The organism is Klebsiella pneumoniae subsp. pneumoniae HS11286 (genome assembly GCF_000240185.1).
Lineage (GTDB): Bacteria > Pseudomonadota > Gammaproteobacteria > Enterobacterales > Enterobacteriaceae > Klebsiella > Klebsiella pneumoniae.
Genome location: NC_016845.1, coordinates 378,415 through 391,429, shown reverse-complemented (window position 1 = coordinate 391,429; position 13,015 = coordinate 378,415). Strand labels below are relative to the sequence as shown.

At 58.3% G+C, this 13,015-nt stretch carries 14 protein-coding genes; 9 read left to right on the top strand and 5 right to left on the bottom strand.

What is annotated here, in order from left to right; translation table 11 throughout:
* Position 1: 1 nt before the first annotated feature.
* The 4 genes from KPHS_03510 to KPHS_03480 all read right to left on the bottom strand — a co-directional run bounded on the left by KPHS_03510 (position 2) and on the right by KPHS_03480 (position 4,095).
* Positions 2 to 958 carry a plasmid segregation protein ParM gene (locus KPHS_03510; protein ID YP_005224651.1) on the bottom strand — a complete coding sequence of 319 codons (957 nt, stop codon included), beginning with the start codon at positions 956 to 958 and terminating at the stop codon, positions 2 to 4.
* Positions 959 to 1,105: 147 nt separating this feature from the next.
* Positions 1,106 to 1,228, bottom strand: a complete 123-nt coding sequence (locus KPHS_03500; RefSeq protein YP_005224650.1) for a hypothetical protein — start codon at positions 1,226 to 1,228, stop codon at positions 1,106 to 1,108.
* A 5-nt stretch (positions 1,229 to 1,233) separates the two neighbouring features.
* The gene (locus tag KPHS_03490) at positions 1,234 to 2,649 is read right to left on the bottom strand and encodes a melibiose:sodium symporter (RefSeq protein ID YP_005224649.1); all 1,416 of its coding nucleotides are present in this window, start codon (positions 2,647 to 2,649) and stop codon (positions 1,234 to 1,236) included.
* A gap of 93 nt (positions 2,650 to 2,742) precedes the next feature.
* Positions 2,743 to 4,095, bottom strand: coding sequence for an alpha-galactosidase (locus KPHS_03480; RefSeq protein ID YP_005224648.1), 1,353 nt, complete (start codon positions 4,093 to 4,095; stop codon positions 2,743 to 2,745).
* Positions 4,096 to 4,334: 239 nt separating this feature from the next.
* On the opposite strand from KPHS_03480, the gene KPHS_03470 reads away from it, so the two are divergent.
* Positions 4,335 to 5,273 (top strand): DNA-binding transcriptional regulator MelR, encoded by a 939-nt coding sequence (locus tag KPHS_03470; protein ID YP_005224647.1) that lies wholly within the window; start codon positions 4,335 to 4,337, stop codon positions 5,271 to 5,273.
* A 49-nt stretch (positions 5,274 to 5,322) separates the two neighbouring features.
* On the opposite strand, the gene KPHS_03460 is transcribed toward KPHS_03470, so the two are convergent.
* On the bottom strand, positions 5,323 to 6,825 hold the full coding sequence (locus tag KPHS_03460) for a proline/glycine betaine transporter (protein ID YP_005224646.1): 1,503 nt from the start codon (positions 6,823 to 6,825) through the stop codon (positions 5,323 to 5,325).
* A 646-nt stretch (positions 6,826 to 7,471) separates the two neighbouring features.
* Between KPHS_03460 and KPHS_03450 the strand changes: the two genes are divergently transcribed.
* The 8 genes from KPHS_03450 to KPHS_03380 all read left to right on the top strand — a co-directional run bounded on the left by KPHS_03450 (position 7,472) and on the right by KPHS_03380 (position 12,944).
* Entirely contained in the window at positions 7,472 to 7,705 is a 234-nt protein-coding gene (locus tag KPHS_03450) for a putative alkylphosphonate uptake protein in phosphonate metabolism (protein ID YP_005224645.1), read from the top strand.
* Positions 7,706 to 7,768: 63 nt separating this feature from the next.
* Complete coding sequence (locus KPHS_03440) at positions 7,769 to 8,368, top strand: VOC family metalloprotein YjdN (protein ID YP_005224644.1); 600 nt, start codon at positions 7,769 to 7,771, stop codon at positions 8,366 to 8,368.
* Positions 8,369 to 8,523: 155 nt separating this feature from the next.
* The gene (locus KPHS_03430) at positions 8,524 to 9,249 is read left to right on the top strand and encodes a putative transcriptional regulator (RefSeq protein YP_005224643.1); all 726 of its coding nucleotides are present in this window, start codon (positions 8,524 to 8,526) and stop codon (positions 9,247 to 9,249) included.
* Positions 9,250 to 9,702, top strand: a complete 453-nt coding sequence (locus KPHS_03420) for a phosphonate C-P lyase system protein (protein YP_005224642.1) — start codon at positions 9,250 to 9,252, stop codon at positions 9,700 to 9,702.
* A complete protein-coding gene (locus KPHS_03410) occupies positions 9,699 to 10,283 on the top strand; it encodes a carbon-phosphorus lyase complex subunit (protein YP_005224641.1) in 585 nt (194 codons plus the stop codon). Before KPHS_03420 ends, KPHS_03410 begins: the two co-directional genes overlap by 4 nt.
* Complete coding sequence (locus KPHS_03400) at positions 10,284 to 11,348, top strand: phosphonate metabolism protein (protein YP_005224640.1); 1,065 nt, start codon at positions 10,284 to 10,286, stop codon at positions 11,346 to 11,348.
* Positions 11,341 to 12,189, top strand: coding sequence for a protein in phn operon (locus tag KPHS_03390; RefSeq protein ID YP_005224639.1), 849 nt, complete (start codon positions 11,341 to 11,343; stop codon positions 12,187 to 12,189). Before KPHS_03400 ends, KPHS_03390 begins: the two co-directional genes overlap by 8 nt.
* The gene (locus tag KPHS_03380; protein ID YP_005224638.1) at positions 12,186 to 12,944 is read left to right on the top strand and encodes a phosphonates transport ATP-binding protein; all 759 of its coding nucleotides are present in this window, start codon (positions 12,186 to 12,188) and stop codon (positions 12,942 to 12,944) included. Before KPHS_03390 ends, KPHS_03380 begins: the two co-directional genes overlap by 4 nt.
* The last annotated feature ends 71 nt before the right edge of the window (positions 12,945 to 13,015 follow it).

Sequence of the window (13,015 nt, the reverse complement as noted above, 5' to 3'; positions counted from 1 at the left end):
CTTAACCAATAATTTTCAGACCACGCACCAGGGCAAACTGCGGCTCTTCAGCCACCACGAAACGATCCTCGCGCAGACCCATCCGTTCACGAATGGCGTCGGCAACCAGCGGCGCGCCGCCGCCAATGACGATCGCGTGCGAATAGCCTTTAAAGCTATCGATGGCCGTCAGGACACGCGTGGTCAGACGTTCGATACTGTTATTGATCACCTTCTTCACCTCAGAAACCGCATCCGGATCGTTGATGTTGTCGGTCAGGTATTCTTCGTCGTGGCGGTTGATGATTATCTGGTCGACGTTATAGCTGGAGGTGTCGGTATTCGCCCGGGCCAGCGCCAGCTTAACGGCGTCGGTCACCAGCGATACGCCCAGCTTCGGGTCGCCGTAAATGCGCGAAACCGAGGTCATCTGCCCGGCGACCATTGAAATATCCAGCGTGGTGCCGCCAAGGTCGATAATCAGCACCGAATGCGACGGTTTCAGCTCATCACACAGGCTAATGCCCGCCGGAATCGATTCCGGGCGCACGGTAACTTTAGTGATATTGAACACCACGCCTTTATTCAGTTTAACGTCGCGCAGCAGGCTCTTTTTCTTGCGCTCAATATTGTCGAGGCGATATTGCGCATCTTCATCATAAAATTCGGTCAGCGGCAGGGTGACCACAATTTCAACATCCTGCGGCTCAAGACCGCTGGTCAGCAGCGCATGATGGACAGCGATGGAGTTCAACGGGCTGTATTGCCAGTCAATGTTATTGGTTGGGAGCGCATCGGGGGTGATCAGGTCGAATGAGTACTTTTCATCATCCACCGTGTAGTTAAAAGGCTTCCCCGAACCGAAGGTGGCAGACCAGCCGCGTTTAAAACTGTTGGGGCTGATATGGGTGAAAGTTTCGCCATCTTGCTCCCACAGCATTTTGATATTGGTTGAACCATCATCGATAAAAATGCGCATTGCATTGCTCCATCACTGAGACAAATAAGAGAAAAATGTAAGACCCAAAAAGAGTAGCAAGAGTTAAAAAGCAGCGCAAGAGCACGAAAAAGAGACAATTCTGAGTTTTATTTGAGAACAATCGGAGAAACAAACAGTCCAGAACGCTCAAAAAGAGAAATAATTGAGATAAAATAGAGAACTAAATTTTTCTCTTTCTGTTTTTTTAAGACACTGTTTTTTGCTCAAAAAGAGAGCATCCCTCCCCTCTTTCGTCAGCGGTTTTCGCACGCTTTTTACACCTGATTGGGTACCACAATCGGCCGTTCCGGCTCGACGTCATTTTCCGGTACCCGGCGATATTTATCCAGCAGGTGAATCTGAATCCGTCGCAGCATATCGCCATTCAGTTTGTAATAACGGAAATAGAGAAACAGCGTCAGGGCAAAAAAGAGCGTCGGAAGCGCAATCATAATCGCCTGCATCCCCAGCAGCGTGTGGGGCGACTGCACAACATTCGGCACGTAACCGATGATACCCAGCACGATGGCGATAAACCAGGCCGCAAACGCCGAACCGGCTTTGACTACCAGCGTTTGAACGGAATAGGCGATGCTTTCGCAGCGGATATTCATCGTATATTCGCCATAGTCGACGGTATCGGCCACCATAATAACCTGCAGCACCCAGAACAGCGCAGTGCCGATATTCAACAGCACCCCGGCCAGCGAAATCAGCGCGATGTTGTAAACGCCGCCCAGCGCCATCAGCAACAGCACGCCGCAGCCCAGCACGGGCATGATCGAAGCACCCGCCCACAGAATGCGCCGCGACAGCCCTTTTACCAGTCGTGGGAACAGGATCAGCGTCAGCAAATTCGCCGCCCCGGCGTAGGACATGTAATACGGGAACATCTCCGCGCTGCCAATCACGTAGGTAAAGTAGTAAATCGCAAAGCCAGCGATAATGTTCGCCGCCGTGTTATAGGCCAGCGCCATGCCTAACAGGCAGGCCAGCTGATCGTTTTTATAGATCAGCGCCACCATCTGGCGCAGTGAGAGGTGGCTGGAGTCTTCGCTCACACCACTGTCGGAGGAGTAAACCTCATGCACGTTGCGCAGGGTGACGAGGGTGGAAACGACGAAGAAGGCGATCAGCACCAGAGTGAACATCTGAAAACCGAAACCGCGATCGGCGCCGCCGACGGCGTTGACGAACGGCAGCGTGACGCCGGCCGTGACAAATCCCGCCAGACTGGCGAAAAAGCGCGGGTAAGGCACCAGCTGCTCGCGTTCGCGTTTATCGAGGGTAATGGTCGGCACCAACGACCAGAACGGCACATCCATGATGGTGTAGGTGAAGCCCCACAGCAGGTAGGTTAGCCACACCCACGCCAGCAGCGCCCCGCCGCTGAAGTGGTGGGCGCTGAACAGCATATACAGCACCACCGAGTTGGTTATCGTGCCGATCAGGATCCACGGTTTGAACTTCCCCCATCGCGATCGCGTACAGTTAACGATCCATCCCATGATCGGATCGGCTATCGCATCGAGGATCCTTGCCACCAGGAACAAGGTGCCAACCACCCCGACCGATAAGCCAACAATATCGGTGTAGTAATACATCAGGTACATGTAGACGATACCGATAGCGAAATCTTTACCAAAGGCACCAAATCCGTAGCTGAGCTTTGTTGTCATTGAAATACTCATAGGGTCCAGGTCGCTGTCGCCAGCGCCTCCTTCAGCGTTTGATAGAGCGTGACAGGCACCGCCGGGTTCGTTGCCCCCGGCGGCATAAGAGGATTAACGGTGCAGCCAGGCCGGCAGCCAGTCGCCGTGGCTGGCGATCAGATCGTCCACCAGCGCGTAGATCTCTTCGATCCCCAGCACCGCGGCGGTGTGCGGATCCATCATCGTGGCGTAATAGACGTAATCGCGATTTTCGGTGAGGATCGCCTGCGTGAGCAGCGTCTGCACGTTGATATTGGTCTGCATCAGCGCCGCCAGATGCGCCGGCAGCGCGCCCACTTTGGTCGGCTGGATGCCGTTGGCGTCCACCAGGCAGGCCACTTCCACACAGCAGCCCTGAGGCAGGTTGTCGATGAGATTATCGTTGCGCACGTTGCCGTACACCACGCTTGGCTCGCCGGTCCAGATGGCGTTCATGATGGTGCTGGCATATTCGCGGGAGGGTTTCACCCCAATGCGCTCCCCGCGCTTATAGCTCTCCAGCTCCTGATGCCAGTTGGCCAGTTGCTCGACGCAGCGTTTAGGGTATTCATCCAGCGGCACTTTATAGCGAGCGAGAAGGTCATCGCGGCCCGGCTTGATAAACCATGGCGTGTATTCGGCGAAATGCTCCGAGGACTCGGTGACAAAGTAGCCCAGCTTTTTGAGCATTTCATAGCGGACGATGTTTTCGCAGCGCGGGTTGCCGTGCAGGTTCGGCTTCGGCGCCCGCCCGTCGGCGTAGGCCTGTAGCAGGTCGGGGTAGATACTGACGTAGCTGCCGTCCGCGAGCTTTTTCTCCAGCGACAGATAGAACGCCATATGGTTAATCCCCGCGCAGCGGTAGCGTAAATCCGCCGGATCGAGATCGAGGTCGCGCGCCAGTTCTTCCGCTGTGCCTTGCACCGAGTGGCACAGACCCACCTGCTTGATATGCGGGTAGCGGGCGTACATCGCCCAGGTGTTCATCGCCATCGGGTTGACGTAGTTAAGCATGGTGGCGTCCGGGCAGACCTCGCTCATATCGTCGCAGATAGCCCACAGGTGCGGGATGGTGCGCAGCGCGCGCATAATGCCTCCCGGCCCCAGCGTATCGGCAATGGTCTGCTCCAGGCCGTGGCGCTTGCAGACTGCAAAATCGGTGACGGTACAGGGCTCATAGCCGCCAATCTGGAAGGCAACGACGACAAAATCGGCGCCCTGCAGGGCGGTTTTCCGGTCGCGGTGGCAACTGATTTCGCCGTTCGCGCCCACGGAATCCATCAGCTTGCGCACCACGATATGCGACTCTTCCAGCCGGGTTTCATCGATATCCATCAGCGCGATATGCGCCGATTTCAGCGCCGGGCGCTGGAAAACATCACCGAGAATATTTTTGACGAACACCGTCGAACCGGCGCCGATAAAAGTAATTTTTGGGGCAGACATCACGCACTCTCCATCAGGTCATTGAACACTTGCAGAGTGGCACGCCGCTCCCCGCTGCGCTGCCCTGTTCCCGCCGGAGCATTCCCGAAAGCTCAGATCGGCCATTAAGCGCCACAAAATCTGAGATTTCGGGAACAGATTGAGCAAAAAGGAGAGAAAATGGGCCGATTCTTCCGCTAAGCTGTCGTCAGTTCTGGCGAAAAATGCAGCCACTCTGACAATTCAGGAATACGCTAACGATGGAACACCGCTTCACCTCTCTGCCCCCCGATCCCTTTATGTGCAGCAGCGACGAAAAGCAGAGCCGCAGCCCGCTGGCGCTCTACTCCGAGTATCAGCGTATGGATATCGAACTGCGCCCGCCGCACGCCATGCCCACCAGCCACTGGCACGGCCAGGTGGAGGTCAACGTGCCGTTCGATGGCGACGTGGAGTATTTGATTAATAACGAAGTGGTGCGCATTGAGAAAGGCTATATCACTCTGTTCTGGGCCTGTACGCCGCATCAGCTGACCCGCCCCGGCGATTGCCAGCAGATGGCGATATTCAACCTGCCGATGCATCTGTTTCTCTCATGGCCGCTGGACCGGGAGCTTATCAACCACGTCACCCATGGGATGGTGATTAAATCCCTCGCCGCGCAGCAGTTGAGCGCCTTCGAAGTACGCCGCTGGCAGCAGGAACTGAGCCACGAGAATGAACAGATACGCCAGCTGGCGATCGATGAAATCGCCCTGATGCTGAAGCGGCTGAGCCTCGCCGGCTGGCAGCCGATTCTGGTCAATAAAACCTCACGCACCCACAAGAACAGCGTCTCGCGCCACGCGCAGTTTTATGTCAGCCAGATGCTGGAGTTTATCGCTGCCCACTACGACCAGGCGCTGACCGTCAATGCCGTTGCCGAGCACGTGAAGCTCAACCCGAACTACGCGATGGGGGTCTTTCAGCGGGTGATGCAGCAGACCATGAAGCAGTACATAACCGCCATGCGTATCAATCATGTGCGGGCGCTGCTGAGCGATACCGACAAGACCATCCTGGATATTGCCCTTACCGCCGGTTTTCGCTCCAGCAGCCGCTTCTACAGCACCTTTACCCGCTACGTGGGCATGCCGCCGCAGCAGTACCGTAAACTCAGCCAGCAGCGGCGTCACGGCCTGGCCTTGCCGGAGGCATAAAAAATGCCGCCGGGGTTTCCCCAGGCGGCATGATTAGCAGTGAAAACGGTTAGTCGTTGATACGCGGATGCTGCTGCACCAGGCGCGACCGTTTTGCCTGCAGATCGGCGATCTCCTGATCGATATCTTCGATTTTTTGCTCGATGTTATCGTAGTGCTCGCCAAGGATTTCTTTCGCTTCCTGGATATCCGACGCCGCCGGGGTCGCCCCTTTCAGCGGACGGTTAGCCGTCTCTTTCATCGACAGGCCCGTCGCCATACCCACCACCGCGATAACCATCAGGTAGTACGCCGGCATCATCAGGTTTTGGGTGGTCTCCACCAGCCACGCCGCCAGGGTTGGCGTCAGACCGGCAATCAGCACCGAGATGTTAAAGGCGCTGGCCAGGGCGCTGAAGCGGATGTGCGTCGGGAACATCGCTGGCAGCGAGGAGGCCATCACCCCGATAAAGCAGTTCAGCACCACCGCCAGCAGCAGCAGGCCGGCGAAGATCAGGCTAGTCACGTTGCTGTTGATCATAATGAAGGCCGGGATCGACAGGGCAAACAGCGCCACGCTACCAATCAGGATAAACGGGCGACGGCCGAAACGGTCGCTGAGCATACCGATAACCGGCTGTACAAACAGCATCCCGACCATGATAGCGATGATGATCAGCACCCCATGATCTTCCGAGTAGTGCAGGTTATGCGACAGATAGCTCGGCATGTAGGTCAGCAGCATGTAGTAAGTCACGTTGGTGGAAATCACCAGACCGATACAGGTCAGCAGGCTACGCCAGTGCTTGGTGGCAATCTCTTTAAAAGAGACCTTCGGCCCGTCCTGCAATCCTTCACGATCGCCCTGCTCCATGGTGTCAACATGCTGCTGGAACGCCGGCGTCTCTTCCAGCGCATGGCGCAGGTAGAGACCAATGATACCTAACGGTAGCGCCAGGAAGAACGGGATACGCCAACCCCAGTCGAGAAAGTTCTGTTCACCCACCACGCTGGAGATGAGAACCACCACGCCGGCCCCCATCACAAACCCGGCGATGGAGCCAAAGTCCAGCCAGCTGCCCATAAAGCCGCGCTTGCGGTCAGGAGAGTATTCCGCGACGAAGATCGACGCCCCGGTATATTCACCGCCGACCGAGAAGCCTTGCGCCATTTTACACAGCAGCAGCAGGATCGGTGCCCAGATACCTATCGTGGCATACGACGGAATAAGGCCGATACAGAAAGTACTTATCGACATGATCACGATAGTTATCGCGAGAATTTTTTGCCGACCATATTTATCGCCCAGCATCCCGAAGAACAGGCCGCCTAACGGACGAATTAAAAATGGTACGGAGAAGGTACCCAGCGCGGCAATCATCTGCACGCTTGGGTTGGCATCGGGGAAGAAGACTTTACCTAAGGCGTAGGCCACAAAGCCGTAGACGCCAAAATCGAACCACTCCATCGCGTTGCCCAGGGAGGCCGCGGTGATCGCCTTTTTCAGTTTACCATCATCGATGATGGTCACATCCTTAAGGGTGATGGGCTTTATTTTTTTCCTTTTAAGCATATTTTTCCTCTGCTACTCCGCCTTGAGTGCACGCCTCTTCGCCGAATGGCAAGGCCATTCGCATCGTGCGTCAGGAGCGGTGAATTGCTGTGCTCCTCATTTCAAGCGTAGCAGGTTTGCCTGCACTGTCTGCTGACAGAATGTACAACCGAACCTGTTGACGCCTGCTCTGGCTACTGGTGAATAAATGGAGCGGCTCATCGTGATGCTTGATGAAATTGACCTGCTCCCCTTTTTTACCCTAACAGTGTTTATATCTGCGATCAACTTCACAGAAATTTACCGCCTCATTACAGAGTGTCGGAAAATAAATAAGTTCATTTCCTGCCGATCGCGCGGAAATTATTTCGTCGATTTTGCTCTACTTCGGGCGGTTAATTTCAGCGTTTATTCGCTTTTTCCCGGAATAATACCACGGCTACTTTTTAGCAAAAAAACACCCGACAAAAGTGGGTGATTGCGCTATAATCATACCCACTTTCGGCTATCAGCCGCTGTTTAAAGGACCAACATCCTGTTTTTCGACGACATCATGAGGAGCGTCATGCAACTGCCACACTGCCCAAAATGCGATTCGACTTACACTTATGAAGATAGCGGCATGTACATCTGCCCGGAATGTGCCCATGAGTGGAACCCTGCCGAGGTGACGAAAGAGAGCGACATTCTGATCGTTAAAGATGCCAATGGCAATTTACTGGCCGATGGCGACAGCGTTACCGTCGTGAAAGATCTGAAGGTTAAAGGCAGCTCTTCGATGCTGAAAATCGGCACCAAAGTGAAAAATATCCGTCTTGTCGAAGGCGATCACAATATTGACTGCAAAATTGACGGTTTTGGTCCGATGAAGCTCAAATCGGAATTTGTGAAAAAGAACTGATTTAATTTCGGGTAGGCGGCGCGATTATTTTTTCACATAACCGTCGCCGCTCCCGATATCCTGGTGGCCGTTTGTCACCCGGCGCATCCTGTTATTTCCCTCGCCGGCAACCGCTATTTACACTGTCGCCTGCCGTCATATTTCAGCGCCCCTTTTCGCCCTGCCGTCTGGCTCAATCGCCTGCCGGGCGACTACGCTTTACGGGTTACGGTCACTGAGGTATTCACCATGTCCTTAAGTCCCTACCTTGCCTTTGCGGGCAACTGCGCCGAGGCGATCGCCTTCTACCAGCAGACGCTGGGCGCAGAGCTGATGTTTAAAATGACCTTTGGCGAAATGCCGCCCCCGGCGCAGGAAGCGTCAGACGGCTGCCCGTCTGGCCAGAAGATGGCGGATGATGCTATCGCCCACGCCAGCCTGCGCATCAATAATGGCGAGCTGATGCTGAGCGACAGCGCCTTCGGGCCCGATGTGCATTACGCCGGCTTCACCCTCGTCCTCGATCCCAGCGATGTCGCTGAAGGCCAGCGCTGGTTCGACGCGCTGGCTGTCGGCGGGCGCATTGAGATGGCCTGGCAGGAAACCTTCTGGGCCCACGGCTTCGGCAAAGTCGTCGACCGCTTTGGCGTCCCCTGGATGATCAACGTGGTCAAACAAGGCTGACGCCCCCAGGGCGGCCCGGCCGCCCTGTCATCCGCCTGGCATCAACTCTTCATCCTTTGGTCATCGTCACTTAACCGAAATGCAACATAAACCGGTCAGGATCGGCCCACAACGCGAGGAAGCTCCTCGTCTATGCTGTGTGAGGCTTGATGACCATGCACCTGTCCAGACATCCGACCAGTTACCCCACGCGCTATCAGGAAATCGCCGCCCGACTTGAGCAGGAGCTGCGCCATCACTATCGCTGCGGCGACTATCTGCCCGCCGAGCAGCAGCTGGCGACACGCTTCGACGTTAACCGCCACACCCTGCGCCGGGCTATCGACCAGCTGGTTGAGCGCGGCTGGGTTCAGCGCCGTCAGGGCGTGGGTGTGCTGGTGCTGATGCGCCCCATCGACTACCCGCTTAACGCCCAGGCGCGCTTCAGCCAAAACCTGCTGGAACAAGGCAGCGATCCCACCAGCGAAAAGCTGCTGTCGGTGCTGCGCCCCGCCAGCGCCCATGTCGCCGAGGCCTTTGGCATCAATGAGGGCGAGAACGTGATCCACCTGCGTACCCTGCGCCGGGTCAATGGCGTCGCCCTGTGCCTGATCGACCACTACTTCGCCGACCTGCGCTTCTGGCCGGTGCTACAGACCTTCAGCCACGGCTCGCTGCACGATCTGCTACGCGATCGGCTCGACGTCGAACTGACCCGCGTACGCACCAAAATCAGCGCCCGCCGCGCGCAGGCAAAAGAGAGCAAGCTGCTGGAAATCCCCAATATGGCGCCGCTGCTCTGCGTCCGCACGCTCAATAGCCGCGAGGGCGAGTCGGTCACAGCGGAGTACTCCGTCAGCCTGACCCGCGCCGACATGATTGAATTTACCATGGAGCACTGAATGCACTTCGATACCGCCACCCGCCAGCGCTGGATGTCCGTGCTGGCCCACAGTGAACCGCAGGACCTTCTGGCGCGCATGCAGTCCCTGCAGCTGGCGCCGGAATATGAATTGATTCGCACCCCGGAAACCGGGCTGGTACAGCTCCAGGCCCGCATGGGCGGTATCGGCGACCGCTTCTTTGCCGGCGACGCCACCCTTACCCGCGCAGCGGTACGCCTGGCTGACGGTACCCTCGGTTACAGCTGGATCTTAGGCCGCGACCGCCCGCACGCTGAACGCTGCGCGGCGATCGACGCCCTGCTGCAGTCGCCCCGCCATTTTCACACCTTAATGGAAACCCTGATAACCCCGCTGGAAGCGCTACGCAGCGCGCGCATTGAAGCCCGACGCGCCGAAGTCAACGCCAGCCGGGTCGACTTCTTTACCCTGGTTCGCGGAGATAACGTATGACCTTACAACCCGCTTTTACCCTGGCTGTGCAGGATGCCCAACACAGTTTTCGTCGCCTGCTGAAAGCGATGAGCGAGCCGGGGGTGATTGTCTCCCTGCAGCAGCTTCAGCACGGCTGGCAGCCATTGAACGTGGCCTCCACCAGCCTGCTGTTGACCCTTGCCGATCATGAAACACCGGTCTGGCTCGCCAGCGCCCTGCGTAACGATCTGGTGGGACAGAATCTGCGCTTTCATACCGGCGCGCCGCTGGTGGACCAGCCGCAGCAGGCGGTCTTTGCCGTCGCCAATGACGGCATCAGCGCCGAGCAGCTCAACGTCCTTTCCGCTGGCACCGTCACCGCGCCGGAAACCGGCGTCACACTGATCGTTCAGCTTGCCAGCCTCAGCGGCGGACGCATGCTGCGCCTGACCGGGGCAGGCATTGCCGAAGAGCGAATGATCGCGCCGCAGCTGCCGGACTGCATCATCGACGAATTAACCGAACGCCCGCACCCGTTCCCGCTGGGCATCGACCTGATCCTCACCTGCGGCGAGCGCCTGCTGGCGATCCCGCGCACCACCCACGTGGAGGTGTGCTAAATGTACGTTGCCGTCAAGGGCGGCGAGAAGGCGATCCGCGCCGCTCACGCCTTACAGGAACAGAAACGACGGGGCGATGGACGGCTTCCCGAACTGAGCGTCGAACAAATAGGCGACCAGCTCAGCCTGGCGGTGGACCGGGTGATGACCGAGGGCGGGATCGCCGACCGCGAACTGGCGGCGCTGGCGCTGAAGCAGGCCAGCGGCGATAACGTCGAAGCGATCTTCCTGCTGCGCGCCTACCGCACCACCCTGCCGCGGCTGGCGGTCAGCGAACCGATTAACACTGCGGAGATGCGCCTCGAACGCCGCATCTCCGCAGTGTACAAAGATATTCCCGGCGGCCAGCTGCTGGGCCCCACTTACGACTACACCCACCGCCTGCTCGATTTTACCCTGCTGGCCAATGGCGAAGCGCCGTCTGTGCAGCAAGCCGATGGCGAAGCAGAGCCGACGCCGCACGTCTTTAGCCTGCTCACGCAGCAGGGGCTGGCGAAGACCGAGGAAGATCGCGGCACGCCGCCCGACGATATCACCCGCACCCCGCCGGTCTACCCCTGCTCGCGTTCCTCGCGCCTGCAGCAGCTGATGCGCGGCGATGAAGGCTACCTGCTGGCGCTGGCCTATTCGACCCAGCGCGGCTATGGCCGCAACCATCCGTTTGCCGGCGAGATCCGCAGCGGCTACGTGCAGGTGGAAATCGTCCCGGAAGAGCTGGGCTTTAGCGTCAATATTGGCGAGCTGCTGCTGACCGAGTGCGAGATGGTTAATGGCTTCGTCGCCCCGCAGGAGGAGCCGCCGCACTTCACCCGCGGCTACGGCCTGACCTTCGGCATGAGCGAGCGCAAAGCGATGGCCATGGCGCTGGTCGACCGTGCGCTGCAGGCGCCGGACTATGACGAAGAGATTGCCGGCCCGGCGCAGGATGAAGAGTTTGTGCTGGCCCACGCCGATAACGTCGAAGCGGCCGGCTTCGTCTCGCATCTGAAGCTACCGCACTATGTCGATTTCCAGGCCGAACTGGCGCTGCTGAAACACCTGCAACGGGAGAACGAACGTGGCTAACCCACTGACTGGCTATAACTTTGCTTACCTCGACGAGCAAACCAAGCGCATGATCCGCCGGGCTATTCTCAAAGCGGTAGCGATTCCCGGCTACCAGGTGCCGTTCGGCGGGCGCGAAATGCCAATGCCCTACGGCTGGGGCACCGGCGGCATCCAGCTGACCGCCAGCGTCATCGGTGAGAACGACGTGCTGAAGGTGATTGACCAGGGCGCGGATGACACCACCAACGCGGTGTCGATTCGTCAGTTCTTTAAGCGCGTCACCGGCGTCGCCACCACCGAGCGTACCGAAGACGCCACCCTGATCCAGACCCGCCACCGGATCCCGGAGACGCCGCTGGTGGAGGATCAGATCCTGATCTACCAGGTGCCGATCCCGGAGCCACTGCGCTTTATCGAGCCGCGTGAAACCGAAACCCGCACCATGCACGCCCTGGAAGAGTACGGCGTCATGCAGGTGAAACTGTATGAAGATATCGCCCGCTTCGGCCATATCGCCACCACCTACGCCTATCCGGTGAAGGTCAATGGCCGCTACGTGATGGACCCTTCGCCGATCCCGAAATTCGATAACCCGAAAATGCACATGATGCCGGCGCTGCAGCTGTTCGGCGCCGGGCGCGAAAAGCGGATCTACGCCGTGCCGCCCTATACCCCGGTGGAGAGTCTCGATTTCGACGACCATCCCTTTACCGTGCAGGAGTGGGATGAGCCCTGCGCCATCTGCGGCTCGCGCCACAGCTACCTCGACGAAGTGGTACTGGATGACAGCGGCCAGCGGATGTTTGTCTGCTCCGATACCGACTATTGCCGCCAGCAGAGCGAGGGGCAGAAAAAATGAACCAGCCATTACTTGCTGTGAATAACCTGACTCATCTCTACGCCCCGGATAAAGGTTTTCGCGATGTCTCCCTCGAGCTGTGGCCGGGAGAAGTGCTCGGCATCGTCGGCGAGTCCGGCTCCGGTAAAACCACCCTGCTGAAGGCAATCTCCGCCCGCCTGACGCCGCAGCAGGGCGAGGTGCTGTACCAGCAGCGCTCGCTGTACGCCATGAGCGAAGCCGAACGCCGCCGCCTGTTGCGCACCGAATGGGGCGTAGTGCATCAGCACCCGATGGACGGTCTGCGTCGCCAAGTCTCCGCCGGGGGCAACATCGGCGAACGGCTCATGGCCACCGGCGCCCGCCACTACGGCAACATTCGCGCCACCGCCGAAAAGTGGCTGCAGGAGGTGGAGATTCCCCCCTCGCGCATCGACGACCTGCCCACCACCTTCTCCGGCGGCATGCAGCAGCGTCTGCAGATCGCCCGCAATCTGGTCACCCAGCCGAAGCTGGTGTTTATGGATGAACCCACCGGCGGGCTGGATGTGTCCGTGCAGGCGCGGCTGCTAGACCTGCTGCGCGGCCTGGCGGTGGAGCTGAATCTGGCGGTGGTGATTGTTACCCACGATCTCGGCGTCGCTCGCCTGCTGGCGAACCGTCTGCTGGTGATGAAGCAGGGCCAGGTGGTGGAGAGTGGCTTAACCGACCGGGTGCTCGACGATCCGCACCATCCTTACACCCAGCTGCTGGTGTCGTCGGTGTTGCAGAATTAATGCTGTTTTGCCGGGTGGCGGTTGCGCCTTACCCGGCCCACAGGTGCGTTATTCGTAGGCCGGGTAAGCGA

Bases quoted from the DNA above. Each gene is read 5' to 3' on its own strand.
- KPHS_03510 (YP_005224651.1), bottom strand. From the start codon at position 958: ATGCGCATTTTTATCGATGATGGTTCAACCAATATCAAAATGCTGTGG.
- KPHS_03490 (YP_005224649.1), bottom strand. From the start codon at position 2,649: ATGAGTATTTCAATGACAACAAAGCTCAGCTACGGATTTGGTGCCTTT.
- KPHS_03480 (YP_005224648.1), bottom strand. From the start codon at position 4,095: ATGTCTGCCCCAAAAATTACTTTTATCGGCGCCGGTTCGACGGTGTTC.
- KPHS_03470 (YP_005224647.1), top strand. From the start codon at position 4,335: ATGGAACACCGCTTCACCTCTCTGCCCCCCGATCCCTTTATGTGCAGC.
- KPHS_03460 (YP_005224646.1), bottom strand. From the start codon at position 6,825: ATGCTTAAAAGGAAAAAAATAAAGCCCATCACCCTTAAGGATGTGACC.
- KPHS_03430 (YP_005224643.1), top strand. From the start codon at position 8,524: ATGCACCTGTCCAGACATCCGACCAGTTACCCCACGCGCTATCAGGAA.
- KPHS_03420 (YP_005224642.1), top strand. From the start codon at position 9,250: ATGCACTTCGATACCGCCACCCGCCAGCGCTGGATGTCCGTGCTGGCC.
- KPHS_03410 (YP_005224641.1), top strand. From the start codon at position 9,699: ATGACCTTACAACCCGCTTTTACCCTGGCTGTGCAGGATGCCCAACAC.
- KPHS_03400 (YP_005224640.1), top strand. From the start codon at position 10,284: ATGTACGTTGCCGTCAAGGGCGGCGAGAAGGCGATCCGCGCCGCTCAC.
- KPHS_03380 (YP_005224638.1), top strand. From the start codon at position 12,186: ATGAACCAGCCATTACTTGCTGTGAATAACCTGACTCATCTCTACGCC.